The 24,661-nt window shown below is 63.6% G+C and carries 22 protein-coding genes, 1 tRNA gene and 1 pseudogene; 8 read left to right on the forward strand and 16 right to left on the reverse strand.

The window, feature by feature from the left end:
• Window positions 1–100: 100 nt before the first annotated feature.
• From CK226_RS06420 to CK226_RS06430, 3 genes are read left to right on the forward strand one after another with little or no spacing between them, the layout of a single operon-like run.
• Entirely contained in the window at window positions 101–1,024 is a 924-nt protein-coding gene (locus CK226_RS06420) for an ABC transporter permease subunit (RefSeq protein WP_095791359.1), read from the forward strand.
• On the forward strand, window positions 1,017–2,138 hold the full coding sequence (locus CK226_RS06425; RefSeq protein WP_095770813.1) for an ABC transporter permease subunit: 1,122 nt from the start codon (window positions 1,017–1,019) through the stop codon (window positions 2,136–2,138). The genes CK226_RS06420 and CK226_RS06425 overlap by 8 nt, the downstream gene beginning before the upstream one ends.
• 17 nt (window positions 2,139–2,155) lie before the next feature.
• The gene (locus CK226_RS06430) at window positions 2,156–3,775 is read left to right on the forward strand and encodes an ABC transporter ATP-binding protein (RefSeq protein WP_095770949.1); all 1,620 of its coding nucleotides are present in this window, start codon (window positions 2,156–2,158) and stop codon (window positions 3,773–3,775) included.
• 42 nt (window positions 3,776–3,817) lie between these two features.
• On the opposite strand, the gene CK226_RS06435 is transcribed toward CK226_RS06430, so the two are convergent.
• From CK226_RS06435 to CK226_RS06465, 8 genes and pseudogenes are all read right to left on the reverse strand, one after another.
• Window positions 3,818–4,162 carry a hypothetical protein gene (locus tag CK226_RS06435; RefSeq protein ID WP_095770812.1) on the reverse strand — a complete coding sequence of 115 codons (345 nt, stop codon included), beginning with the start codon at window positions 4,160–4,162 and terminating at the stop codon, window positions 3,818–3,820.
• 323 nt (window positions 4,163–4,485) lie between these two features.
• A complete protein-coding gene (locus CK226_RS34755; protein WP_179300976.1) occupies window positions 4,486–4,923 on the reverse strand; it encodes a hypothetical protein in 438 nt (145 codons plus the stop codon).
• A gap of 4 nt (window positions 4,924–4,927) precedes the next feature.
• On the reverse strand, window positions 4,928–5,143 hold the full coding sequence (locus CK226_RS06445; protein ID WP_095770948.1) for a hypothetical protein: 216 nt from the start codon (window positions 5,141–5,143) through the stop codon (window positions 4,928–4,930).
• Window positions 5,144–5,729: 586 nt separating this feature from the next.
• Complete coding sequence (locus CK226_RS35330; RefSeq protein WP_095770810.1) at window positions 5,730–6,011, reverse strand: hypothetical protein; 282 nt, start codon at window positions 6,009–6,011, stop codon at window positions 5,730–5,732.
• Between the two features lie 121 nt (window positions 6,012–6,132).
• On the reverse strand, window positions 6,133–6,525 hold the full coding sequence (locus CK226_RS06455; protein ID WP_142887630.1) for a hypothetical protein: 393 nt from the start codon (window positions 6,523–6,525) through the stop codon (window positions 6,133–6,135).
• A gap of 66 nt (window positions 6,526–6,591) precedes the next feature.
• Window positions 6,592–6,729, reverse strand: a complete 138-nt coding sequence (locus CK226_RS34765) for a hypothetical protein (protein WP_179300978.1) — start codon at window positions 6,727–6,729, stop codon at window positions 6,592–6,594.
• Between the two features lie 82 nt (window positions 6,730–6,811).
• Window positions 6,812–6,888: transfer RNA gene (locus CK226_RS06460), tRNA-Pro, on the reverse strand.
• Window positions 6,889–6,963: 75 nt separating this feature from the next.
• Window positions 6,964–7,140: pseudogene (locus tag CK226_RS06465) on the reverse strand (NmrA/HSCARG family protein); the annotation flags it as partial.
• 68 nt (window positions 7,141–7,208) lie between these two features.
• On the opposite strand from CK226_RS06465, the gene CK226_RS06470 reads away from it, so the two are divergent.
• Entirely contained in the window at window positions 7,209–7,832 is a 624-nt protein-coding gene (locus CK226_RS06470) for a LysR family transcriptional regulator (RefSeq protein WP_095791361.1), read from the forward strand.
• Window positions 7,833–7,874: 42 nt separating this feature from the next.
• A complete protein-coding gene (locus CK226_RS06475; RefSeq protein WP_095791362.1) occupies window positions 7,875–10,115 on the forward strand; it encodes a mannose-1-phosphate guanylyltransferase/mannose-6-phosphate isomerase in 2,241 nt (746 codons plus the stop codon).
• 7 nt (window positions 10,116–10,122) lie between these two features.
• On the opposite strand, the gene betB is transcribed toward CK226_RS06475, so the two are convergent.
• From betB to betI, 5 genes are all read right to left on the reverse strand, one after another.
• The gene (gene betB, locus CK226_RS06480; RefSeq protein ID WP_095791363.1) at window positions 10,123–11,586 is read right to left on the reverse strand and encodes a betaine-aldehyde dehydrogenase; all 1,464 of its coding nucleotides are present in this window, start codon (window positions 11,584–11,586) and stop codon (window positions 10,123–10,125) included.
• A gap of 79 nt (window positions 11,587–11,665) precedes the next feature.
• Window positions 11,666–13,318: a choline dehydrogenase gene (betA, locus tag CK226_RS06485; RefSeq protein WP_095791364.1), complete on the reverse strand. Its 1,653-nt coding sequence runs from the start codon at window positions 13,316–13,318 to the stop codon at window positions 11,666–11,668.
• The gene (locus CK226_RS06490) at window positions 13,311–14,315 is read right to left on the reverse strand and encodes a threonine/serine dehydratase (RefSeq protein WP_179300979.1); all 1,005 of its coding nucleotides are present in this window, start codon (window positions 14,313–14,315) and stop codon (window positions 13,311–13,313) included. The genes betA and CK226_RS06490 overlap by 8 nt, the downstream gene beginning before the upstream one ends.
• Entirely contained in the window at window positions 14,312–15,841 is a 1,530-nt protein-coding gene (gene betC / locus CK226_RS06495; protein ID WP_095791365.1) for a choline-sulfatase, read from the reverse strand. Before betC ends, CK226_RS06490 begins: the two co-directional genes overlap by 4 nt.
• Window positions 15,838–16,428 (reverse strand): transcriptional regulator BetI, encoded by a 591-nt coding sequence (gene betI / locus CK226_RS06500; protein ID WP_095791366.1) that lies wholly within the window; start codon window positions 16,426–16,428, stop codon window positions 15,838–15,840. The genes betC and betI overlap by 4 nt, the downstream gene beginning before the upstream one ends.
• 344 nt (window positions 16,429–16,772) lie before the next feature.
• Between betI and CK226_RS06505 the strand changes: the two genes are divergently transcribed.
• Complete coding sequence (locus CK226_RS06505) at window positions 16,773–17,939, forward strand: acetyl-CoA acetyltransferase (RefSeq protein WP_095791453.1); 1,167 nt, start codon at window positions 16,773–16,775, stop codon at window positions 17,937–17,939.
• Between the two features lie 124 nt (window positions 17,940–18,063).
• The gene (locus CK226_RS06510; protein WP_095791367.1) at window positions 18,064–19,068 is read left to right on the forward strand and encodes an asparaginase; all 1,005 of its coding nucleotides are present in this window, start codon (window positions 18,064–18,066) and stop codon (window positions 19,066–19,068) included.
• Here CK226_RS06510 and CK226_RS06515 read toward each other — a convergent pair.
• Window positions 19,061–20,437 carry a TIGR03808 family TAT-translocated repetitive protein gene (locus tag CK226_RS06515; RefSeq protein WP_095791368.1) on the reverse strand — a complete coding sequence of 459 codons (1,377 nt, stop codon included), beginning with the start codon at window positions 20,435–20,437 and terminating at the stop codon, window positions 19,061–19,063. The genes CK226_RS06510 and CK226_RS06515 overlap by 8 nt on opposite strands.
• 108 nt (window positions 20,438–20,545) lie before the next feature.
• Here CK226_RS06515 and greA point away from each other — a divergent pair, with 108 nt between their 5' ends.
• Entirely contained in the window at window positions 20,546–21,019 is a 474-nt protein-coding gene (gene greA / locus CK226_RS06520) for a transcription elongation factor GreA (protein ID WP_064982947.1), read from the forward strand.
• 11 nt (window positions 21,020–21,030) lie between these two features.
• On the opposite strand, the gene scpA is transcribed toward greA, so the two are convergent.
• A complete protein-coding gene (scpA, locus tag CK226_RS06525; protein WP_095791369.1) occupies window positions 21,031–23,154 on the reverse strand; it encodes a methylmalonyl-CoA mutase in 2,124 nt (707 codons plus the stop codon).
• The gene (locus CK226_RS06530; RefSeq protein WP_095791370.1) at window positions 23,151–24,593 is read right to left on the reverse strand and encodes a methylmalonyl-CoA mutase; all 1,443 of its coding nucleotides are present in this window, start codon (window positions 24,591–24,593) and stop codon (window positions 23,151–23,153) included. Before CK226_RS06530 ends, scpA begins: the two co-directional genes overlap by 4 nt.
• Window positions 24,594–24,661 lie beyond the last annotated feature (68 nt).

Genomic DNA, 24,661 nt, shown 5'->3' on the forward strand with positions numbered 1-24,661 from the left:
GGAAGCGCAATCGATTTTCGGAAAATCCGGTGCGAAGATTTGAAGGCTGGAGCACAATGGTCCCATCGGACAGGCGTGTTCCGGATCAAGTGGGGCACCGATGCTGCGATACGTATTCCGGCGGCTTTTGACCGCCATACCGACGCTGTTCGTCATCGTGACGATGGCGTTCTTCCTGATGCGCGTCGCGCCAGGCGGGCCATTCAACCAGGAGCGGGGGCTGAGCCCCGAGATCAAGGCCAACCTTGAAGCCCAGTTCGGCCTCAACGATCCGCTCTGGCTGCAATATGTCCACTATCTCGGCAATCTCTTGCGCGGCAATTTCGGCCCGAGCTACAACATGCCGGATTTCACCGTCACCGAACTGTTCGCAAAGGGCCTGCCCATTTCGATGCAGCTCGGCGCCTCGGCCCTGATCCTGGCGCTGCTGCTCGGTTCCGTGCTCGGCTCCATCGCCGCGCTCAACCAGAACAAGCTTGGCGACTATACGGTGATTGCGCTGGCCACGGCCGGCAGCACCATCCCCACCTTTGTCATCGCGCCGGTGATCCAGCTTCTCTTCGGCCTGACCTGGAAACTTCTGCCGATCGGCGGCTGGGGCGATGGCGCCTTCATCAACAAGGTCGGCCCGGTGCTGACGCTTGCCTTGCCGCAGATCGCCATCGTCGCCCGCCTGATGCGCGGCTCGATGATCGAATCGCTGCGATCCCATCACATCCGCACCGCCCGCGCGCTCGGCCTTTCCGACTGGTCGGTTGTGGTCAAACACGCCTTGCGCGGCGCCATCCTGCCGATCGTTTCCTTCACCGGCCCGGCGGCGGCGGCCCTTTTGACCGGCTCCGTCATAGTCGAGACGATCTTCTCCATTCCCGGCGTCGGCCGCTACTTCGTCGATGCCGCGCTCAACCGCGATTACACGCTGGTGATGGGAACGGTGGTGGTGATCGCCATCTTCACCATCGTCTTCAACCTGGTCGTCGACGTCATGTACGCGGTCGTCGACCCGAGGGTGCGCTATGACTGACATCGCAGCCACTGCTCCCGCTATCGTCGGCCGCTCGCTATGGGGCGATGCCTGGGCGCGTCTCAAGGCCAACCGCGCCGCCATGTTCAGCCTCTACTACCTCGCCTTGATCGGGCTCGTCAGCGTGTTTGGCCCCTGGTTCGTGCCGCATCAGTACACGACCATCTATGCCGACTATGTGCGCATGCCGCCAAGCCTGACAGCCTATCCGAAGCCCGACATGATCGAGTCCGCGCTCAATGATGCGATCAAGCGCATGCGGGTCGATATCAAGGAATGGCACCAGGAGGGCAATCAGGTCTTCGTCACAGTCAAGTCGACCAAGCCGATCGATGACCGCAACATCCGCTACCTCGACCGCTCCGATGCCTTTGACGACACCAAGATCGAGAGCAAGTCGCCCGACGGTCTGGAAGTGACGATGAGCGCGTCGGTCAAACAGCAATATTTTCTGTTCGGCACCGACAACACCGGCCGCGATCTGCTCTCGCGCACGCTGATGGCCGGTCGCATCTCACTGGCCATCGGCCTGCTCGCCGGCGTCGTCGCGGTGGTGATCGGGGTGGTCTATGGCGCCGCCGCGGGTTTCTCCGGCGGCAGGATCGACGAGGTGATGATGCGCATCGTCGATGTGCTCTATTCCTTGCCGTTCATCTTCTTCGTCATCATGCTGGTGGTGTTCTTCGGCCGCAACTTCGTGCTGATGTTCCTGGCGGTTGGCGCGGTGCTGTGGCTCGACATGGCGCGCATCGTGCGCGGCCAGGCGCTGTCGATCCGCCGCCAGGAATATGTCCAGGCGGCGGAAGCCATGGGCGTCGGCCAGCGCGGCATCCTGCTGCGACACGTCATCCCCAATCTGCTCGGCCCGGTCGTCATCTACATGACCTTGCTGGTGCCGCAGGTCATCATCCTGGAGAGTTTCCTGTCGTTCCTCGGCCTTGGCGTGCAGGAGCCGATGACCAGCTGGGGCGTGCTGATTTCGGTCGGCGCCAAGAACATCGGCACCGCCAACTGGCTGCTCCTGTTTCCTGCTTTCTTCCTCGTCTCGACGCTGTTTGCGCTGAACTTCGTCGGCGATGGCCTGCGCGACGCGCTCGACCCGAGAGATCGATAAAGATGGGCACCGCTGACATGGCCACTCCCGAAACGATCCTCAGCGTCAAGGACCTGCGTGTCCGCTTCCGCACGCTCGACGGCGCGGTCGAAGCGGTGAAGGGCATCAACATCCACGTCAATGCCGGCGAGACCGTCGCCGTGGTCGGCGAGTCCGGCTCCGGCAAGAGCCAGACCATGATGGCGGCGATGAGCCTGCTCGCCTCGAACGGCGAGGCCACGGGCAGCGTCGACTATCGCGGCCGCAACCTGCTGACGCTGAGTAAATCCGACCTGAACAAGGTGCGTGGCGCCAAGATCAGCATGATCTTCCAGGAGCCGATGACCTCGCTCGATCCGCTCTATTCGATCGGCAATCAGCTGATCGAACCGATCCGCCGGCATCGCGGCCTGAATGCCGCCGAGGCGCGCGAAGAGGCGCTCAAGCTCTTGCGGCTGGTGCACATTCCCGATCCCGAACGGCGGATGAAATCCTACCCGCACGAAATGTCCGGCGGCCAGCGCCAGCGTGTGATGATCGCCATGGCGCTCGCCAACGATCCCGACATCCTGATCGCCGACGAGCCGACCACGGCGCTCGACGTGACCATCCAGGCGCAGATCCTGATGCTGCTCGCCGAATTGCAGCGCAAGCTCGGCATGGCCATCGTCTTCATCACCCACGATCTCGGCATCGTCCGGCGCTTCGCCGATCGGGTCTATGTCATGCGCCAGGGCGAGGTGGTCGAGGAGGGCGAGGCGGGAGCGATCTTCGCCAACCCGCAGCACGCCTATACCAAGATGCTGCTGGCGGCAGAGCCGACGGGAAGCAAGGCGCCGCCGCCCGCCAATGCACCCGTGGTGCTCGAAGGCAGGCATGTCGAGGTCACATTCAGGATCGGCGGCGGGTTTCTGGCCGGCGAGCCGCTGATGCTGCGCGCCGTCGACGACATTTCGATCCGGCTGCAGCGTAACCAGACCATCGGCATTGTTGGCGAATCCGGCTCGGGAAAATCGACGCTTGGCCGCGCTCTGCTGCGGCTGCTGCCGAGCGACGGCTTGATTCGTTTTGGCGATCGCGACATTTCGACAGCCGACCGCCAGGCGATGCGGCCGCTGCGGCGCCAGATGCAACTCGTCTTCCAGGATCCTTTCGGCTCGCTGTCGCCGCGCATGACCGTCGGCCAGGTCATCACCGAAGGGCTGCTGGTGCATGAGCCCAATCTTTCGGGCAAGCAGCGCGACCAGCGCGCGGTCGAGGCCTTGCGTGAAGTCGGCCTCGATCCCAACGCCCGCAACCGCTACCCGCACGAATTCTCCGGCGGCCAGCGGCAGCGCATCGCCATTGCCCGCGCCATGATCCTGAAACCAAAGATGGTCGTGCTGGACGAACCGACCTCGGCGCTCGACCGCTCGGTGCAGAAACAGATCGTCGAACTCCTGCGCAAGCTGCAGGCGGACCATGAACTGTCCTACCTGTTCATCAGCCACGACCTCGCCGTGGTGCGCGCCATGGCCGACTACATCATCGTCATGAAACAGGGCAAGATCGTCGAGGAGGGGCCCACAGAGGCAATCTTCAGCAACCCGCAGCACGTCTACACGCAGACGCTGATGGCGGCGGCGATCGATGTCACCCGATTCCGGCTAAGCGCCTGAGACGTTTCAGGTAAGGCAATCATCTTGGCGGCGTCCGTTCGCTCAGCCCGCTGACTTGGGACAATTGCGCGCGCGCGCAGCGGCGATGGCGTCCTGCTGCTGTTTCAGCCGGTCGATCCGGGCAGTCTCACGGTTGGCGACAGCGGTCTTCACGCGCGAAACACCAAGCAGCCAACGCGGAACACTGGTGTTGACGACCTTGCCCCGGGTGATGGCGGTCTGTGAGATTTCGGTGGCCTTTTCGCCTAGCGCGCTGTTGAGTTCGGTGCAGCTCATTCTGTCGTACGTCGCCGGATCGGCGGTCCTGCCGATCGACGAGCAGCCGGTAACGAGAAGCGCCGCAATCACAAGAACCGGTGTCGAGGTCGTCGTCGCGATCAAATTCATGTCCACACCGGCTCACCGTTTCACTGGCTTCATCATATCCACCGAACTATCTGGAGCCGACGATTATTTCGTCAAAGATTGGGCTCGCGAAAGAGCCCTACGGGCATGGACCACAGAGGCCAGCCGATATGGGAACGTTCCCGGTCCCTCGAAGTTGGTGTCCGTCGCGTGTCTTGATGCAATCACTGGAAACGAAGAGGGGCCGCCTCGGCTGATGCCGGGGCGGCCTTCCGTCGATTCTTGGCCGACGGTGCGACCTCGGCGGCTCGCGCTGGTTGTGGCGCCCAGCCTTCGTGCCGCCGTTCGTTCAGCCTGCCTGAAATTCAGGCTGCTTCGGCGATGAATGCGGTGGGAGCGCAACCGTCCAGCACTGCCTGGGCGATGCCGGTCTCATTTTCATCGACATGCGCCGTCACCAAGACGATGCCCTCGGCAACGCTGCGATCATCCGACCTTGCCGCTGTGGTCATGAAGGCACCGAGCAGCCCGCCGGCACCGCCGCCACAGACCGCGCAAACCAGTGCTGTTGCCGGCAGTCCGGCCGGAGGAGAACTGACGCCGTAGACCGCGAGGGCGCTCACGCAAGCCAATGCCGCACCGACGGCACAAAGGATGACGCCTGGAGACCTTAGGACTGTTAGTTCGTCCTGGTAGGGCCCGATAATGGCAATCTGAACGCGCGGAACACCGACCGCCACCAGCTCTCCAGCAACCCGGGCGGCTTCGGCGTGGGAATCAAAAAGCTTGCTGATTGTCCGCATGGTTTCAGAGCGTTTTCTCGTCCAGGAATGTGTCCGCAACGAAGGACGCGGCGATCAAATCGTCGCCATCAATGCTGCCTCGTCCGCCGACCATCATGGCCGCGACCTTTTGGAAGGTCTTCATTTCGCTCATGGTAATCCGGGCCTGCCGCATTCTGGCCTCGAGGTCAGCTACGCGCACCCCCAAGACATCGGATTGTATGGCCTCGCTGTTAGACATGGTGACGTTCATCCAGTTTCGCTTCCTCGTTTGATCGTCCCCGCGCCCAACCACTCGAAACTGAGCCGCAGCGAAAACGTTCCCTGGCTGGGCTTCGGTCCGGCGGAGCGCCGGACCTTGGTCTGGCCGCAAAATGCAATGGTCCTGCCTGTGGTGCTGCTCGGAACGGCCACCGTTCGTAGCCGTTGTCGCCTACACGTTCGGGAGGAAGCTGATGGACAAGAGTGTTCGCCAGGCACGCTGGTTGCTTGCAGTGATCTTCGCCATGCCCATCACCTTCATGGCGATTGGAATAGCCTTTGGCTGACCATCCGACGAGTACGAATATTTGGCAGATTGGCGCAGCTACGTCCCTTCCTGCGCCGATAGGGTTCGTCCGCTGCGCTGGCGTGGTGGGCGAACCCAAATATCTGCAGGCGCCGGTAGCCGGCATCCCAGCCTACAAGGCGAGATTTCGCGAGGCCGAATGGCATCGTAATCGCGCGGCCGTTCGTCGATGATGCCTTGTGCGGCACGCAGATCGCCCAGCGGCATTTCAGATTTCATGCAGAAGGCCCGGCTGTAACGAGCCGGGCCTTAGGGCCGATCAATAGTCGTTGTTTTGGATCACCACGGGGCGACGGTGATGGTGCTTGGAGACCGAGCTCGTGACAATGACGGCATCTGGACGATGGTGCCGGCGGCCATGATCGTAGAACGCTACCGTACCGTGGTGGCGGTGATGCAGGCGCTGGCCGTACTCGTTGATGATCTTGACGTTGCTGTGGTGGCGATGGTGAGTCCTGATGATGACGTCGGCTTCGGCCGCCGAAGCGACAGCCGGCAATCCGATGGAAAGCGCCAAGGCGCACATGATAATTGATTTCATTGGAATTTCTCCATTGCCTTGATTAGCCCTTCGTTGGATAACTGCCGCTAGGCCCTTTGGTTCCGGGGTGTCCCAGGACAGTCGGACCGCCTCCAGCAAACCGAATGGGCCAGCCGTAGGGCTAAGGCTGAGAGGGGGCCGCCTCTCGCTGGCGGTACTTGCAAAGAACGAAGTGGCTCGATGCATCGGACGCGCTCGCGACGGGCAGCACGACGATCTGTGCCCAAAAATCGCAATACCTGGCTATCGCTTCCGGCACCTCTTTGGCGGTGACGCCGGCGATGGTGGCGATGTCGCCGTCTCTGCAGTTGGTCTTCCCGGAAAGCAGGGTTGCGGCTGCCATGATCTGGCATGACCGCTCATCGTCCGCCTGAGAGGGCGCGCAATGGCAGGCAAATGCAAACACCACCGCTGCGAAAACCAGTCTTTTCATATTGGCTCCGATGCCACCGGCATTCTGGCATTCCTCGGGAAAACATGCCGACGAGCTGTGAGCTTTCAGGAGGTTGTCCATTCGGACCGGACCGAGGAGACTGGAGTTACCAGGCTTCAGCACTCATCGGAGGGTCCGAATGAACATTCACAAGAATGCCCGTCTCACGCCGCTGCGTCGAGAGGAGATGGCGATTCGGACATGCGTTCCATCGAGCACGATCGTGTCGCCGTCCAGAACGACCGGCCAATTGGCGAGCAGCATCGCAGGAAGCAGGAAGGACATAGGGCTACGCTCCCGCTGCGCGTAAAACGCGATCCCAAACCGTGGGCATCGGGAGAACAGATATTTAAGTATCTGTTTTTTCTGGTCGGAGTGGCAGGATTTGAACCTGCGACCCCCTCGTCCCGAACGAGGTGCGCTACCAGGCTGCGCTACACTCCGTGACCAGACGGCGGGCTTATAGCCGCCACACTTCATTCCTGCAAGCGGCAATGGCAGCGCTTCTGTCGCATTTCATCAGCTTTCGCCGCGCAGGCCGCTGGCGCCCCAGTCGAACGCGTGCGCCCAGTCGGCAAAACCACGCCACCGCACCTCGGGAAATTGCCTGCGCAAGGCCGCGATATCGACAGCGTAGCCGACCCGGTCGAACCATTCGAACATCAGTGCCGCGTCGTCGCTCTGCTGTTGTCTGGAGCAAAATTAGGCTCTATCTCGTTGATAATTGCCTATAATTGGAAAAAATTGTCCCACAAATAAATACAATGATCGATCTCAACGATGTCGTCGTGTTTGCCCGCGTCGTCGAAGCCGGCAGCTTCACCGCTGCCGCGCGCCTGCTGGCTATGCCCAAGACGACCGTCAGCCGCCGTGTCGACAAGCTCTACCTGATCGAGGACGGCATCGACCTTGCCTTCCGCACCGGAAGGCTCGAGGATTCGACGCTCATCGCCCGCAAGCTGGGTTCCACCCACAGGCTGCTCTGCGCCAGCCATGATTATCTCGCACGCTACGGAATGCCGGAAGGCCCGGCCGATCTTGCCCGCCATCGATGCGTCATCGCGGGCCTGTCGGCCTCAGGCGCTCATTGGGTGCTGGATGGACCACAAGGCCAGGAAACTGTCGTGGTCGCCGGGCGCTTCGCCGCCAACGAGATGCAGGCGGTGGTGGCGGCCGCGCTCGCGGGTTTCGGCATCGCCCAATTGCCCCAGCCGCTGGCCGACGGGCTGATCAACGAGGGGCGGTTGCGGCGCGTTCTGGACGGCTACACGACGCCGGCCGGCGGCCTGCACGTTCTCTTTCCCAGCAGCCGGCACCTTTCACCCCCGGTTAAGGCCTTCATCGACCTGGCGGTCGAGCGGATTTCCAATCGGGCAAACACGGCTTAAGGCATGTCTGCTACTTCCGACCAACTTCTCAGCGAGACCCGAATGAGTCAGCGCATCGTCAGTTTTGTCATGAGCGGCGGCGTCGGCTCGCGGCTCTGGCCGTTGTCGCGCGAGGACAATCCGAAGCAGTTTCACGATTTTTCGGGTGATGGCTCCATGCTGGCCAAGACCTTGCGCCGCCTGGCGGTAAGGCCCGACGGTAAAACTCCGATCTTCCTGATTGCCTCGGAGCGCCACGCCGAACGCGTTCATGCCGATCTCGCCGGCCTCGATCTTGCCGGTGGCGGTCCGCTGTTCGAACCCACAGGGCGCAACACCGCCGCGGCGGTGGCCCTTGCAACGCTGCGCACCTTGTCCGAATTCGGCGACAGCCTGATGCTGGTGGTGCCGTCGGACCACGAAATATCGACGGCAGGGCAATTCTGGCAGAGCGTCGAGGCAGGCGCCGAGGCGGCGCGCGCCGGCCGGCTCGTTGTGTTCGGCATCAAGCCGACACAGCCCGAAACCGGCTATGGCTATATCGAGGTCTCCGCCGAGAAGGGCGGAGTGTTCGACGTTTCGCGCTTCGTCGAAAAGCCGGACCTGGCGACCGCGCAGGGCTATCTCGAAGCCGGAAATTTCTATTGGAACACCGGCATCTTTCTGTTTCGCGCCGGTGCCATGCGCGACGCTTTCGCTATGTTCCAGCCGGACATCTGGCAGTCGACCGAAGCGGCCTACACAGCGGCGACATCGGATCTGTCCGGCCTCTATATGCCGCTCGAGCTCTACGCAGCCATCCCGTCGAATTCGATCGACTATGCCATCATGGAGCGGGCGAGCGACATCGCGATGGTGCCGGCGGGCTTCCGCTGGAACGATCTCGGCTCCTGGCAGTCCCTGCTCGATGTCGGCCCTGCCGATGACCAGGGCAATGTCATTGTCGGCGATGTCGTCGCCATCGATTGCGAGAACTCCTACATCCGCAGCGACGGCCGCCTTTTGTCGGCGATCGGCATGAAAGATGTTGCCATCGTCTCGACATCGGACGCCACTTTCGTCGCTCCGGTAAGCCACAGCCAGCACGTCAAGAAGGTGGTCGAGCAGCTCGAGAAATCGGGCCGGCTGGAAACCAGATTCACCCCGGCGCATGATCGCGTCATCGAAAGCGGCGCCTGGCGGCGGCGCGTGCACCACTGGCTGTTCCAGGAAACCTTGCCGCTGTGGTCGACATCGGGCGTCGACGAGCGCTATGGCGGCTTCCATGAAGCGCTTGGCTTCGACGGCTCACCGCTGATAAAGCCGAAGCGCATGCGCACGCAGGCCCGCCAGGTCTATGCCTTCGCGGTTGCCAAGGAGCGCGGCTGGACTGGCCCGGCCGAGCGGCTGATCTCGCATGGCATCGACTTCATGGCAGGAAAGGGTCGCACCCAACGCGGCGGTTGGGTGCGCACGCTGAATGTCGACGGCGCTGTCGCCGACGCCACGGAAGACGCCTACGATCATTCCTGCGTGCTCTTGGCGCTGGCGCATGCGCATATGTCAGGCAATCCCGATGCCTTGCGGCTCGGTGAGGAAACCTTCGCCTTCCTCGACGCCCATCTCGAGGATCATCGCATGACTGGCTTCCTCGAGACATCGGACGGTGAGGGCGAGCGTCGCTCAAATCCGCATATGCATTTGCTGGAAGCCTTTCTCGCCTGGTATCAGGCGACCGGCGAGCGCGCCCATCTGCGCCGCGCGGCGCGCATCATCGACCTCTTCCGCAGCCATTTCTTCGATGCCGAGAGCTGGACGCTCGGCGAATATTTCGATGCCGAATGGAAGCCGGCCGCAGGCGAAAAAGGCGGCTGGACCGAGCCAGGCCATCACTTCGAATGGGCTTCGCTCCTGGTCGATTTCGCCGGACGCAGCGGCCAGGCCGAACTGAGCGGCTTCGCCCGGAAACTCTACGCCTCGGCCATCGCCAACGGCCTCAACCGGGCCACCGGCCTTGCCTATGGCGCCGTCTCCAGGCAAGGCCTGCCGCTCGACCTGATCTCGCGCAGCTGGCCGCAGGCCGAAGCCATCAAGGCGGCGATCGCGTTGGACGGCTCAGGCGGCCCCGACCTGAAGCCCGAGATCGAGGCCCGTGTCGGCCGGCTGTTCCGCTGGCACATCGACCCGGCCCCGCTCGGCCTGTGGATCGATCGCATCGACGAACGCGGCCGCTCGCTGGCGTCAGATGTTCCGGCCAGCATTTTTTATCATCTGGTCTGCGCACTGACGCAGTATCTGGATGGGACGGCGGCGGAGGCGGTCTAGGCTCGGCTCAATACGGGCTCGCCACGTCCCCGGTCTCGACATAGATCGACTTCAGTTGCGAGTAGAGCGCCAATGCCGCCAGAGAATTCTCGCGGCCGATGCCGGACTGCTTGAAGCCGCCGAAGGGGATTTCCACCGGCGTCAGATTGTAGGCGTTGATCCAGCAGGTGCCGGCCTGCAGCTCGGCGATGACACGGTGGGCGCGCGGCAGGTCGCGGGTGAAGACGCCGGCGGCAAGGCCGAATTCGGTGTCGTTGGCGCGGTCGATCACCTCGTCCTCGCCGTCGAATTTCAGCACGCTCATGACCGGTCCGAAAATCTCCTCGCGGGCGACGCGCATGGTGTCGGTGACACCGGTGAACACCGTCGGTTCGACGAAGAAGCCGCCCTGGAAACCCTGCAGCGACGGCACGTTGCCGCCACAGGCGAGAACAGCGCCATCCTGCTTGCCGACCGCGATATAGCCGACGACCTTGTCGTGCTGTGCCTTGGAGACCAGTGGTCCCATCTGCGTTTCGGGATCGAGCGGGTCGCCGATGCGGATTTTCTTCGTCCGCTCGACCAGCCGCTCGACGAAGCGGTCGTGGATGCCGCTCTGCACGAAGACCCGCGTGCCATTCGAGCAGATCTGGCCGGTGGAGTAGAAATTGCCGAGCATGGCGCCGCCAATGGCGTTTTCGATGTCGGCATCGTCGAAGACGATCAGCGGCGACTTGCCGCCGAGCTCCATCGTCGCATGCTTCATCTTCGAACCGGCAAGCGACAGCACCTTGCGCCCGGTCGGCACCGAGCCGGTGACCGAAACCTTGGCGACGACATCGTGGCCGACAAGGCCCGCGCCAACATCGCCATAGCCCTGAACGACGTTGAACAGCCCGTCGGGCAGGCCGGCCTCGCTGTAGATTTCGGCGAGCGCCAGTGCCGAAAGCGGCGTGTTTTCCGACGGCTTGAAGACCATGGCGTTGCCCATGGCGAGCGCCGGCGCGGATTTCCAGCCGGCGATCTGGATCGGATAATTCCAGGCGCCGATGCCGACGCAGACGCCAAGCGCCTCGCGCCGCGTGTAGGCGAAGGGCCCGCCGAGATCGACGGCCTCGCCATTGTAGGCGGCAATCGCGCCGCCGAAATATTCAAGGCAGTCAGCGGCGGAAGGCGCATCTGCCACCAGCGTCTCCTGGATCGCCTTACCGGTGTCGAGCGTCTCGATGCGGGCGAGGTCGGCATTGCGGGCACGCAGAATGTCGGCGGCGCGGCGCAGGATGCGGCCGCGCTCGACCGGCTTCAGCCGCGCCCAGGCCGGCTGCGCGGTGCGTGCGGCCTCGATGGCGAGTTCCAGCACATTCGGCGTCGCCGAGCGCAGCATGGCGATGGTCTCGCCGGTTGCCGGATAGATGACCGGCAGCGGCGCTCCTTGCTCGTCGTCGATATAGCGTCCGTTGACATAGTGCGATGCCGTCGGCTGGGCGCGCATGGGTAGTCTCCGAATGTCTGCGCCCCAAGAATGGGCGGCTCGATCTAGGGACGGTTCAATCTGTCGGGTGGATCATGCTCTATCTGTCCGACTGCTGCCAGCGCGGATTGATCCAGGGCTCCTGGTTGGACGGCGCCAGCGGCGTGCGGCCGAGAATGTGGTCGGACGCCTTCTCGCCGGTCATGATCGACGGCGCGTTGAGATTGCCGTTGGTGACGCGCGGGAAGATCGAGGAATCAGCGACCCGCAGCCCGTCGACGCCGATGACCCGGCATTCCGGATCGACAACACTCATCAGATCATCGGCGCGACCCATCTTGCAGGTGCCGCACGGGTGGTAGGCGCTCTCGGCATGGTCGCGAATGAAGACATCGAGATCGTCGTCCGACCGCACATGGCTGCCCGGCGAGATTTCCTGGCCGCGAAAGGCGTCGAACGCCGGCTGGCCGAAGATCTCGCGGGTCAGCCGGATGCAGTGGCGGAACTCCGCCCAGTCGTCCGGATGCGACATGTAGTTGAAGCGGATCACCGGCTTCGCTTTCGGGTCCGGCGAACGCAGCGTCACCGAGCCGCGCGACTTCGAGCGCATCGGCCCGACATGCGCCTGGAAGCCGTGCGACTTCGCCGCCGCCTTGCCGTCATAGCGCACCGCCGCCGGGATGAAGTGGTACTGGATGTCGGGATAATCGACGCCGGCGCGCGAGCGTACGAAGGCGGCGGCTTCGAAATGGTTTGTGGCGCCGAGGCCGGACTTGAAGAACAGCCACTGCGCGCCGATCAGTGCCTTGGAAAACGGGTTCAGCACGGAATTCAGCGTGATCGGCTTGGTCGATTCCTGCTGGATATAAAGCTCCATATGGTCCTGCAGATTGCGGCCCACGCCGGGCCGGTCGGCGACCACGGCAATGCCGTTTTCGCGCAAATGCTCGGCCGGCCCGATGCCGGACAGCATCAGGATCTTGGGTGAGTTGATCGAAGACGCGGCGACGATCACCTCACGTCGCGCCTTAACGACCTGAATCTGTTTGTGAGCCTCGATCTCGACGCCGACGGCCCGTTGATTCTCGATGATCACCCGACGGGCAAAGCCCTTGACCAGACTCACGTTTTTCCGGTTGAGCGCCGGCTTCAGATAGGCTGATGCCGCCGACCAGCGGCGGCCGCCGCGGATGGTCTGTTCCATCGGCCCGAAACCTTCCTGCTTCGAGCCGTTGTAGTCGTCGGTCAGTTCGAACCCGGCCTGGCGGCCCGCTTCGACGAAGGCGCCGTAGAGCGGATTTTTACGCGAACCGCGCTGCACATGCAGCGGCCCGCCGTGTCCGCGCCAGCCGTCCTCGCCGCCGTCATTGTCCTCCATGCGCTTGAAGTAGGGGAGCACGTCGGCAAAGGCCCAACCCGTTGCACCTTCTTCGGCCCAATGGTCGAAGTCGCGGGCATGGCCGCGCACATAGACCATGCCGTTGATCGAGGACGAACCACCGATCACCTTGCCGCGCGGCGTCGCCAGCACGCGGCCGCCGAGATGCGGTTCCGGCTCGCTGGCAAAACCCCAGTCGTAAAGGCTCATATTGAGCGGGATCGACAGCGCCGACGGCATCTGGATCAGCGGTCCGATATCGCTGCCGCCGAATTCGATGACGATGACCGAATGCTTGCCGTCTTCCGACAGGCGGTAGGCCATGGCCGAGCCGGCGGAGCCGGAGCCGATGATAACGAAATCCGCTTCAAGCATGGTTCATATGCGCCATAAAATCGGCGAGCGAGACATTGCCGCCGGTAGCCACAACAAGGACGGTTTTACCCGCCACATCCACCTTGCCGCCGAGCAGCGCCGCCAGCGACGCAGCCCCGGACGGCTCCAGCACCAGCTTCATCCTCTCGAAGGCGATCCGCATGGCACGCCGCACCGATTGGTCGTCGACGGTGATGCCGCGAACACCCGCGGTCCTGACCGCCGCGAACGGCGCGTCGCCCGGCCGCCGCGACATCAGCCCGTCGCAGATCGACTTCGGGCCGATCGGCATGGTCTCGATGCTGCCATGCGCCAGCGACGAGCCCATGCCATCAAAACCTTCCGGCTCGACGCCGATGATCTCTGTCGCCGGCGACAGATAGTGGAAGGCCAGCGAAACGCCGCCGATCAGCCCGCCGCCGCCGACCGCGCAGAACAACAGGTCGGCGCTGGCACCCTTGGCCTCAAGCTGGTCGAGCGCTTCGAGGCCGGCGCCAGCTTGGCCGGCGACGATCTCCGGATCGTCGAAGGGATGCAGCAGGGCCAGCCCTTCCGTCTCGGCGATCTCGCGCGCCTTGGCCGCGGCGACCTCTTCACGCGCGCGCTCGCCATGGTCGGTCAGCACCACGCGCGCACCATAGCCCGCGGTCGCGTCACGCTTGGCGGCCGGCGCATCGATCGGCATGACGATGGTGACGGGAATACCGAGCGCCTGGCCGGCGGCCGCCAGGCCTTGCGCGAAATTGCCGGAGGAATAGGCGACGACGCCCTTCCTCGCCTCGTCGGCCGACAGCCGCTTCAGCCGCCAATAGGCGCCGCGTATCTTGAAGGATCCGGCCCATTGCAGCGATTCCGGCTTGATGAAGACGCGCGCCGCACCGGTCTCCCGGGCCAGTGCGGTCGATTCCAGCAGCGGCGTGATCTGCGTCGCCCTGGAGGTGACGGCATAGGCCCGCTTGAGATGATCGAGGGAAGGGACGAGAAGGTCTGTCATCATTCGCCTCGCGGAAAGCGTTTCTGCTCTTCGAGCACGTTGAGATCCATGTGGTTGCGCATGTAGCGTTCCGAGGCCTTCTGCAGCGGCTGGAACTCCCAGGGGTAGTGCGTGCCGTTGCGCAGCGCCGGATAGACCACCCAGCGCCGCGCCTGGCTGGCCCGCACTGCCGCGTCGAAGGCCGCCATGTCCCAGCGTGCGCGCACCTTTTCAGTGAAAGCCGCCACCAGATCGGCATGCGCCGGATCGGCGGCGAGATTGCTCAATTCATGTGGGTCGGCTTCGATATCATAGAGTTGCGGCGGATCGATCTCGCAATGGACGAACTTGTAGCGGCCGTCGCGGATCGCCACCAACGGTGCGTTGGACCCCTCGGCCGCGTATTCCATCAGCACCGGCGCGGTGCGTGGCTTCCCATTCAGCAGCGGCAACAGCGACTGGCCGTCGGTCCATGGCGCGATCGCACTCATGTCGATGCCGGCGAGATCGCACAGCGTCGGCGTCACGTCGAGATTGGAGACCGGCGCTTCGATCATGCCGGCGGGAATGTCCTTGCCGGCGATCATCAGCGGCACCCGCGCCGAGCCCTCGAAGAAGCACATCTTGAACCACAGGCCACGCTCGCCGAGCATGTCGCCATGGTCCGAGCAGAACAGGATGATCGTGTCGTCGAGCATGCGTGTGCGCTCGAGCACGGACAGCAGCTCGCCGACCTTGTCGTCGAGATAGGAGATGTTGGCGAAATAGCCGCGCCGCGAGCGGCGGATTTGCTCTGCCGTGATGTCGAAACTGTCGTAGTCGGAAGCCTTGTAGAGCCGCTGCGAGTGCGGATCCTGGCCGTCGTAGGGGATGAAGCCCACTTCCGGTTCGAGCGCTGGGCAATCCTCATAGAGATCCCAGTACTGCCGCCGCGCCACATAGGGGTCGTGCGGATGGGTGAAGGAAACCGTCAGGCACCAGGGCCGGTGCGTCGCATCGTCGGAGATGCGCGCGAAGTCGTAGAGTTTTTGCACAGCGTGGAAGGCGACTTCGTCGTCATATTCCATCTGGTTCGAGGTTTCGGCGACGCCGGCGCCGGTCACCGAGCCCAGATTGTGATACCACCAGTCGATGCGCTCGGCGGGCTTGCGGTAGTCCGGCGTCCAGCCGAAATCGGCGGGATAGATGTCGGTGGTCAGCCGCTCCTCGAAGCCGTGCAACTGGTCCGGTCCGACGAAATGCATCTTGCCCGACAGCACGGTGTGATAGCCGTCGGCGCGCAGGTGATGGGCAAAGGTCGGGATCGACGAGGCGAATTCGGCGGCGTTGTCATAGACCTCGGTGCGCGACGGCAACTGGCCGCTCATGAACGAGGCGCGGCCCGGCGCGCAGAGCGGCGAGGCCGTGTAGTTATTCTTGAAACGGGCCGAACGCGCCGCGAGCGCCTTCAAATGCGGCGCACGCAGGAAGCCTGCCGGGCCATCGGCGAAAAAAGTGCCGTTGAGCTGATCGACCATGACGATCAGGAAATTGGGTCGCTTCGCCGTCACTGTTTTTGCCGCTCGCCGAGTTTGGTTTCGAGATAGTCCTCGACCAGCGCGATCGCGGTCGCGGCGTTGGGCACGCCATCCTTCAGCGCACGCCTGATGTAGAGCCCGTCGATCATCGCCGCTGTCGCTTCGGCGGCGCGGTCGGCCTCTGCCCTGGGCAGGATGCCGGTCAGCCCGCTCATCAGGTTCGAATGCAGCCGCCGCGCATAGATCTTGAGCAATCGGCGCAACGCCGATGATTTCTGCGCCTCGACATAGAAGGCAAGCCACGCCGCGATGGTTTCGGCCTGGAACTGGATGTCGGAGAAGTTGACGGCGACCACGGCGGCGACGCGTTCGCGCGGGGACCTGGCGGATTGCAGGGCGCGGCGCATGTCGATGGTCAGTTCGGCGAGGATGTGCCGCATCGTTGCGAACAGCAGTTCGTCCTTGGCGCCGAAATAGTGATGGGCAAGGGCCGAAGACACGCCGGCGCGCCCGGCGATCTCGGACATGGTCACGTCAAGCGAGCCGCGCTCGCCGATCGCCGAGATCGCAGCGTCGATGAGCGCCTTGCGGCGCAGTGGCTCCATTCCGACTTTTGGCATGCTGTTCCCGATTTTTGCCGGAGGTTATTTTTTATTGACGCGTCAATCAACAAAAAATCGACGTGAGCACGACCTGTACCAAGCGATTGTCCTGTTCCGGCCCTTCACGGTCCGGCTGAGAATGTTTATCTTTGAACAATAAAGGCGAAGTGCGCCATGAGCCCGGTATGCTAAGGTGTGTTGAGCTTCAGGTGAGGCCGAGCCGAAAACGGTGGTTTTCGAGAACCGGAGCGGAGCGGACATTCAAGTCCGTGAGCACCGGAAGCGCAGAAAGCCGCCGTTTGCAGGCCGGCATCATCTGAATCCCAATACACCGTTGGGTGGCGCCAAGGATGGAGATTGCCATGACCGCATGCATCGTTGGCTGGGCGCATTCGCGCTTCGGCAAGCTCGAGGGCGAGACGCTCGAAAACCTCATCGTCAAGGTCGCGACCGATGCGCTCGACCATGCCGGGATCGGCCCGGACGAGGTCGACGAGATCGTGCTCGGTCATTTCAACGCCGGCTTCTCGGCGCAGGATTTCACCGCGAGCCTGGTGCTTCAGGCCGACGACCGGCTGCGCTTCAAGCCGGCAACGCGTGTCGAGAACGCCTGCGCGACGGGATCGGCGGCGGTCCGGCAAGGCATCCGTGCCATCGACGCCAACGCCGCCCGCATCGTGCTGGTGGTCGGTGCCGAGCAGATGACGACGACGCCGGGACCGGAGATCGGCAAGAACCTGCTGAAAGCGTCCTATCTACCTGAAGACGGCGAGACACCGGCCGGCTTTGCCGGCGTCTTCGGCAAGATCGCGCAGGCCTATTTCCAGCGCTATGGCGACCAGTCGGACGCGCTGGCGATGATCGCCGCCAAGAACCACAAGAACGGCGTCGACAATCCCTATGCACAGATGCGCAAGGATTTCGGCTATGAATTCTGCCGGCAGGAAAGCGAGAAGAACCCCTTCGTCGCCGGTCCTCTCAAGCGCACCGACTGCTCGCTGGTCTCGGACGGCGCCGCCGCCCTTATCCTTGCCGACACGGCGACCGCCCTGAAGATGCGCCGCGCCGTCGCCTTCCGCGCCAACGAACATGTGCAGGACTTCCTGCCAATGTCGAAGCGCGACATCCTGGCCTTCGAGGGCTGCGAACAGGCCTGGACTCGCGCGCTGAAGAACGCCGGCGTGACACTCGACGACCTGTCCTTTGTCGAGACGCACGACTGCTTCACCATTGCCGAACTGATCGAATACGAGGCGATGGGCCTGGCCAAGCCCGGCGAGGGCGCGAAGCTGGCGCTTGATGGCACGACGGCCAAGGACGGCCGCCTGCCGGTCAATCCCTCCGGCGGGCTGAAGGCCAAGGGCCACCCGATCGGCGCCACCGGTGTCTCCATGCACGTCTTGACCGCCATGCAGCTTGTCGGCGAAGCCGGCGGCATCCAGGTCCCGGGTGCGAAGCTTGGCGGCATCTTCAACATGGGTGGCGCTGCGGTCGCCAACTACGTTTCCATTCTCGACCGGATCAGGTAAACCGCCCCGACACTACAGCGCCGCGCGCCTTTTGGGGCGTGCAAAGGACGCTGTAACACTTTGGTTTTGCGCATGACCCCGCGATCGATTTCGATTTTCGAGGTCATGCGCTGCGGGAGGTGGCATGGCAAATCCGGTTCTGATCGAGGTCCTGCGCGGCGCGATCGTCGAGAGCGCGCATCGCGGTGCAGTCGCGGTTTTCGACGCCGACGGCAAACCGGTGTTGGAGATCGGCGACACCTCGAAACCAGTGTTCCCGCGTTCGGCGGTCAAGGCCATCCAGGCCTTGCCGCTGGTCGAAACCGGTGCCGCCGATGCCTATGGCTTCGGCAACCGCGAGCTGGCGCTGGCCTGCGCCTCGCATTCGGGCGAACCGGAGCATGTCGAACTGGCGCGGTCCATGCTGGCCAGGGCCGGCCTCGACGGGTCCGCGCTCGAATGCGGCGCGCACTGGCCCTCGAGCCATGCCGCCGAGATTGCACTCGCGCGAGCCGGCGGTTCTCCAAATGCGCTGCACAACAATTGCTCCGGCAAACATTCCGGCTTTCTCTGCACCTGCGTGCATTCCGGCATTGCGCACAGTGGCTACGTCAAGGCGGGCCACGCCTTGCAGGAAATGGTGCGCGACGCGATGCAGTCGGTCACGGGTGCTATCCATGGCGCCGATGAGCGGGCGACCGACGGCTGCTCGATCCCGACCTATGCGGTGCCACTCAGGAGCTTCGCGCTCGGCTTTGCCCGCATGGCCACGGCAAATGGATTCGGCCCCGAGCGGGCCAAGGCGGCAAAGCGGCTGCTGGCTGCCTGCATGGCGGAGCCTTTCTTTGTCGCCGGCACAGGCCGCGAGGACGTCGCGCTGATGGAGGCAGCACCTGGGCGGATTTTTGCGAAAGGCGGCGCCGAAGGTGTCCACTGTGCGGCAATTCCGGAACTAGGCCTCGGTATTGCGCTCAAATGCGATGATGGCGCCCACCGCGCCAGTGAAGCCATGGTCGCCGCCGTCCTCGCCAAGCTGCTGGGTTCGGACAAGGCCCTGGCGGCGAAACTCATCGAACTGGCAAATGCGCCGATCCAAAGCCGGATCGGAGCCAAGGTAGGCGCGGTGAGGCCGACTGCCGCCCTCAACTGACGCGGTTGCGCTCAACGGTCAAATGCGCAAAGCCGCTGCTGCTTAGCTGGGTGAGGTCTGACGTCACCGGCTCGGCCCAGCGCTGGCCGATCACGGCGCCGTTCAACGCGCCGTCGATGACGTTGTCGGAGATGACGGCCGTGCCCGCACCCTCTACCACGCTGACGACGATGCCTGTGCCGGCCTTGCGGATGATGTTGCCCGTGGCCACGACATTGCGCAGATACGGTCCCCAGCCGATCGACATGCCGTAGAGCGGCGCGTTCTCGATGACGTTGTTGGAAGCGATGGTGTCTGCCTCGACGCCGATGCCGACGCCGAAGCCTGGCGGATCGGCGGTGTAGGGCCCGCTGGTCGACAGATTGCGCACGATGTTGCCTGAGCAGACACCCATGCGGCCGCCTTCGTTGAAGTTGACGATCGAGATGCCGTTGGCCGCGCCGTCGACGATGTTGTTGCTGATGACCGCACCCTCGAACGAGAATTCGGAATAGACCGCGGTCTCGCCCGAGCGCGAGCAGGTATTGCCGGAAATCTGCAGATTGCTGGAACTGTTGGCGCGGATCGCCGAGAAAGCGCAATCCGAGACGACATTGCCCGAAATGATGACGTTGCCGGCACGGAAGGCGTTGATGCCATTGCCGTTCTGGCCGGTCCCGCCGCTGCGCGCGCCGATGCGTTCGACACGGTTGCCCGTGACCATCGTGCCGTCTTCGGCCGCCTGCCAGCGATGCACGAGGATGCCGCCATTGGCACAGTCGGAGACCGTGTTGGCTGATATCGTCAGTCCAGCCGCCTCGACCGAATAGATGCCGGCGTCCGCCGCGCCCGATATGGCGGAGCGCTCGATGCGGCCTGTCGCATGTTCCAGCGCCAGCCCGTTCTTGCCGCTGCCGGTTATCTGGCAATTGTCGAAAACGAGATGGCCGACCCGTCGAAGATCGAGTAGTCCTTGCGCATAGTCGCCCATCGAGCGGTTCGAACCGTCGAAGACCAGCCCGCTCAGTTCGATATGGTCGGCCTGTTCGGCCATGAAGAGATGACCGTCGCCGCCATAGACGATCCGCGTCGCGCCCGGCACGCCGGAAAGGCGCACTCGGCTGGGCAGCGAGAGATTGGATACCACATAGGTGCCCGCCGGCAGGAACACCGGCATGTCCCGGTTGTTCGCGTCGCGCAGCAGCTTGGCGAAGGCCTTGCTCTGGTCGTCGAACGTGCCGGGCTGCACGCCCAGTTCGGTGGCATTGATGGAACCGCGCATCGAGGCTTTTTCGATACCGGTCAGGCCGGCGGCCGCCGCCTTGCCGAGCGCGAGGCCCACAACGGCAAAGCCGGCGGTTCCGGTTAGCAGCGTTCGTCTGTTCAACATCGGCACAGAATCCCAGCGTTCAACCTGACGTCGCAGGAATCGTGCCAAACGTTCTGTTCGTTTTCACAATGACTTGTAGAGCAGGCGCTCAAGGCCTAGGTTCAGCCAATGAGCAGAGCTTTTACCCGCGAAGAAGACAGCGAGAATGCCATCGCCGGCGTCGGCGAGCGGCCGATCAGCACGCATCGCAATCTTGTGACGGAACGCGGCCTGGCGCAGATCGAGGAGAATCTGGCCGATCTGCGCGACGTTCTGGCGAAAGCCGAGAAGAAAGCCGATCGCGAGCGCATCGCGGTGGTGTCACGCGATCTACGCTACTGGACGGCGCGGCGCGAAAACGCCGAGCTTTCCGTGCCGGAGCCCGGCAGCGACGTCGTCCGCTTCGGCATGGGCGTCACGCTGGAAGGCGACGATGGCAAGAAAGTGCATTGGAAGATTGTCGGCGAGGACGAGGCCGATCCTACCAAGGGAAGCATTTCGCATGTTTCGCCCATGGCCGTCGCGCTGTTCGGCAAGAAGGTCGGCGACGTGGCCGCGGTCAACGGCAAGGAATGGGAAATCGTCAAGCTTTCGGACAGTTAGGGCAGCATAGCCTAGTTGGCTGCCAGCAGCCTATCCATCAGCCGATCCGCTGCTTCCGGAATAACGGTTCCCGGCGGGAAGATTTCCGCGGCACCCGCCTGCAGCACCGCGTCATAGTCCTGCGGCGGGATGACGCCGCCGGCGACGATCAGCATGTCGTCGTGGCCGAGTTTCTTCAGCGCATCGCGCAATTGAGGGATCAGTGTCAGGTGTCCCGCCGCCAGCGATGAGGCGCCGATGATATGGACGTCATGCTGGACCGCCAGTTTGGCGATCTCTTCCGGTGTCTGGAACATCGCGCCGACAGTGACGTCGAAGCCGAGATCGGCGAAAGCGGTGGCGATCACCTTTTGCCCACGATCGTGGCCATCCTGTCCCATCTTGGCAACGAGGATGCGCGGCTTGCCGCCGTATTTCTTCTCGAAGGCGCTGATCTTGTCCTGCACCCCGTCGACCAAGGGATTGTCGCCAAGCGCCTTGCGATAGACGCCGGAAATGGTCTGCACCGTTGCGACGTGGCGGCCAAAGGCCCGTTCCAGCGCAAACGAGATTTCGCCGACCGTGGCATTGGCCCGCGCGGCGCGGACGGCGAACTCCAGGAGGTTCTCATTGCCTTGCGCGGCGCGGGTCAGCGCATCGAGCGCGCTTTCCACCGCAGCGACATCGCGCGTGCCCTTCAGCCGTTGCAGCTTCGACAGTTGCCGGGCCCTGACCTCGGCATTGTCGATCTTGAGCACATCGACCTCGATGTCGTTCTCGGGGCGATGCGCGTTGACGCCGACCAGCATCTGCTCGCCCGAATCGATGCGGGCCTGCGTGCGCGCCGCCGCTTCCTCGATGCGCAGCTTCGGAATGCCTTGTTCGGTCGCGGCGGCCATGCCACCGAGAGCCTCGACTTCCTCGATATGGCTCAGTGCGCGCGCTGCCAGATCATGCGTCAGCCGTTCCAGATAGGCCGAGCCGCCCCACGGATCGATGATGCGCGTGGTGCCGGACTCCTTTTGCAGGATGAGCTGCGTGTTGCGGGCGATGCGCGCCGAATGGTCGGTCGGCAGCGCCATCGCCTCGTCGAAGGAGTTGGTGTGCAGCGACTGGGTATGCCCCTGGGTCGCCGCCATCGCCTCGATCATGGTGCGGATGATGTTGTTGTAGGGGTCCTGCGCCGTCAGCGACCAGCCGGACGTCTGGCAATGGGTGCGCAGCGACAGCGAGCGCTCGTCCTTCGGCGCGAAATTCTTCTTCATCAGCGTCGCCCACAGCAGGCGCGCGGCCCTGAGCTTGGCCACTTCCATGAAGAAGTTCATGCCGATCGCCCAAAAAAAGGACAGGCGTGGCGCGAAGCGGTCGATGTCGAGGCCCGCCGCGACACCGGCGCGGGCATATTCGATGCCGTCGGCGATCGTATAGGCGAGCTCCAGGTCGGCTGTCGCACCGGCTTCCTGCATGTGATAGCCGGAGATCGATATCGAATTGAACTTCGGCATGTTCTTCGACGTGTAGGAGAAGATGTCCGACACGATCCGCATCGAGGGTTTTGGCGGATAGATGTAGGTGTTGCGGACCATGAACTCCTTCAGAATGTCGTTCTGAATGGTGCCTGCCAGATCCTTCTGCGCAACGCCCTGTTCTTCCGCCGCGACGATGTAAAGCGCCATGATTGGCAGCACAGCGCCGTTCATCGTCATCGACACCGTCATGTCGCCGAGCGGAATGCCGTCGAACAGCTGCCGCATGTCGAGGATGGAATCGATGGCGACGCCCGCCATGCCGACATCGCCGGCAACGCGCGGATGGTCGCTGTCATAGCCGCGATGCGTGGCGAGATCGAAGGCGACCGACAATCCTTTCTGGCCGGCGGCAAGATTGCGCCGGTAAAAGGCATTGGACTCTTCGGCCGTGGAGAAGCCGGCATATTGCCGGATCGTCCAGGGCTGCTGGACATACATGGTCGGGTAGGGGCCGCGAACGAAGGGCGGCAGGCCCGGATAGGTGTCGAGATGCGGCAGGCCCTTGAGGTCGCCCTGATTGTACAGATGCTTGACGACAAGCCCTTCCGGCGTTGTCCGCTGGCCCTTGACCTCGACAGGCGCGCGGCGCGGCGGCGCCCAGCCGATTTGACTGAAATCCGGAATCAAGAGGCGGCCCCGATGGATTGGTCGATGCGGACCGGAAACAGCGGTTCGCACAGCACGACGCCTTCGGTGAAGGCAGGCCGCTGCTTTGCATCCAGCGTCTCGACCGGGCGCTCGCTCTTCTGCGGATAAAGTGTGGTGCCGATGATGGCCCGCTCACCCGCCTTGAAGGCGGCGTCGCGCCGGGCGGCCGCGGCGTGAACGCGCTGTTGGATGTGTCCGTCCCGAAGGCTCGACAATACGCCTCCTTCGGCCTCGATCGCCTGCAGCTCCGCCCAGGCGGCTTCGCAAAGGTCTGCCGTAAGCGCTTCGACCGCGCCGGACCCATAGGCGGGATCGGCGACGTGATCGACATGGCTTTCATTGGCTATGATCAACTGGGCGTTGCGCGCGACGCGGCGGGCAAAAGGCGCCGGCAGGCCGTGCGCCATCGTGTGCGGCAGGATGGAGATCGAATCGGCTCCTCCAGCCGCCGCCGCGAAGCAGCTGATCGTCGTGCGCAGGATGTTGGTTTCGGGATCCAGCGCCGTCATCATGCGGAATGATGTCTCCGCATGGATGTTGGCCGTGGAGTTGGGGATCGAGCAGGTCTCCTGCACACGTGCCCACAGAACGCGCAAGGCCCGCACTTTGGCCATCGAGAGGAACTGGTCCTGGTCGACGCTGAGCGCGAAGCCGATATGCGGCGCGGCATAGACCAGCGGTTGCCGTGCCTTCTCGAACATTCTGAGATATGAGACCGCCGAAGCCAGCATGATGCCGAGTTCCTGCGCTTCCGTGGCGCCGGCATTGTGGAAGACGCGACCGTCCGCTTCCAGCAGCACGCCGGGAACGCCCATCGAGAAGAAATGCGCCAGCGACTGGGGCATCGATTCCTGCAGCGCCTCGATCGACATGCGCAGCCGGCCGGTGCCGGCAAGGATCGCCGCCGGATCGATGCCGAAGGACAGGTTGAGCTTTGCCGGATCGGAGCGGCGTTTGCTGAGGAACGCCACCAGCCAGTCGGCCATGGGGCGGCTCCACGGGTGCGTGTCGATGCGGATCTGGATCCGATTGAGAGGCACGCCCTCCAGCACTGTTTCCAGCGCCTGAGCAGTCCTCGGCAGGCCGTAGCCGAATGCGTTCGGGGCGCCTTCGAAGACGAGCGACAGTCCTGTCGCGCCCTGCGCGATATCGTCCAGAACCTGGGCCTTGGCGCGATCGACGTTGGGATCGTCGACGCGTTGGCTGACAATCCAGGGCGATCGGGGATTCGTGCGCACGAGCGGTTCGGCCCCGGTCGCGCGGTCATAAAGGGGCTCGATGCGGATGGCGTCGTCGGTGTGCGAAACCAGCTTTTCCTCGAAGGACGCGCCTGCCAGTGCCTTTTCCGCCAGGGCCAGCCATCGCTGGCGCTCGGCGCCAACTGGTTCAATATCCTTGGTCAAGGCTCCGGCGCCCATCCATCTTCCTCGTTCATATGGCCGCACCAGCCGGGCGGTTCAGTCTACGGTTCCCGGTCGGTTATCGC

The sequence above is a fragment of the Mesorhizobium sp. WSM4311 genome, from assembly GCF_002295115.1.
In the GTDB taxonomy this organism is placed as follows: Bacteria; Pseudomonadota; Alphaproteobacteria; order Rhizobiales; family Rhizobiaceae; genus Mesorhizobium.

Bases quoted from the DNA above. Each gene is read 5' to 3' on its own strand.
- CK226_RS06420 (WP_095791359.1), top strand. From the start codon at position 101: ATGCTGCGATACGTATTCCGGCGGCTTTTGACCGCCATACCGACGCTG.
- CK226_RS06425 (WP_095770813.1), top strand. From the start codon at position 1,017: ATGACTGACATCGCAGCCACTGCTCCCGCTATCGTCGGCCGCTCGCTA.
- CK226_RS06430 (WP_095770949.1), top strand. From the start codon at position 2,156: ATGGCCACTCCCGAAACGATCCTCAGCGTCAAGGACCTGCGTGTCCGC.
- CK226_RS06435 (WP_095770812.1), bottom strand. From the start codon at position 4,162: ATGAATTTGATCGCGACGACGACCTCGACACCGGTTCTTGTGATTGCG.
- CK226_RS34755 (WP_179300976.1), bottom strand. From the start codon at position 4,923: ATGCGGACAATCAGCAAGCTTTTTGATTCCCACGCCGAAGCCGCCCGG.
- CK226_RS06445 (WP_095770948.1), bottom strand. From the start codon at position 5,143: ATGTCTAACAGCGAGGCCATACAATCCGATGTCTTGGGGGTGCGCGTA.
- CK226_RS35330 (WP_095770810.1), bottom strand. From the start codon at position 6,011: ATGAAATCAATTATCATGTGCGCCTTGGCGCTTTCCATCGGATTGCCG.
- CK226_RS06455 (WP_142887630.1), bottom strand. From the start codon at position 6,525: ATGGACAACCTCCTGAAAGCTCACAGCTCGTCGGCATGTTTTCCCGAG.
- CK226_RS34765 (WP_179300978.1), bottom strand. From the start codon at position 6,729: ATGTCCTTCCTGCTTCCTGCGATGCTGCTCGCCAATTGGCCGGTCGTT.
- CK226_RS06470 (WP_095791361.1), top strand. From the start codon at position 7,209: ATGATCGATCTCAACGATGTCGTCGTGTTTGCCCGCGTCGTCGAAGCC.
- CK226_RS06475 (WP_095791362.1), top strand. From the start codon at position 7,875: ATGAGTCAGCGCATCGTCAGTTTTGTCATGAGCGGCGGCGTCGGCTCG.
- betB (WP_095791363.1), bottom strand. From the start codon at position 11,586: ATGCGCGCCCAGCCGACGGCATCGCACTATGTCAACGGACGCTATATC.
- betA (WP_095791364.1), bottom strand. From the start codon at position 13,318: ATGCTTGAAGCGGATTTCGTTATCATCGGCTCCGGCTCCGCCGGCTCG.
- CK226_RS06490 (WP_179300979.1), bottom strand. From the start codon at position 14,315: ATGATGACAGACCTTCTCGTCCCTTCCCTCGATCATCTCAAGCGGGCC.
- betI (WP_095791366.1), bottom strand. From the start codon at position 16,428: ATGCCAAAAGTCGGAATGGAGCCACTGCGCCGCAAGGCGCTCATCGAC.
- CK226_RS06505 (WP_095791453.1), top strand. From the start codon at position 16,773: ATGACCGCATGCATCGTTGGCTGGGCGCATTCGCGCTTCGGCAAGCTC.
- CK226_RS06510 (WP_095791367.1), top strand. From the start codon at position 18,064: ATGGCAAATCCGGTTCTGATCGAGGTCCTGCGCGGCGCGATCGTCGAG.
- CK226_RS06515 (WP_095791368.1), bottom strand. From the start codon at position 20,437: ATGTTGAACAGACGAACGCTGCTAACCGGAACCGCCGGCTTTGCCGTT.
- greA (WP_064982947.1), top strand. From the start codon at position 20,546: ATGAGCAGAGCTTTTACCCGCGAAGAAGACAGCGAGAATGCCATCGCC.
- CK226_RS06530 (WP_095791370.1), bottom strand. From the start codon at position 24,593: ATGGGCGCCGGAGCCTTGACCAAGGATATTGAACCAGTTGGCGCCGAG.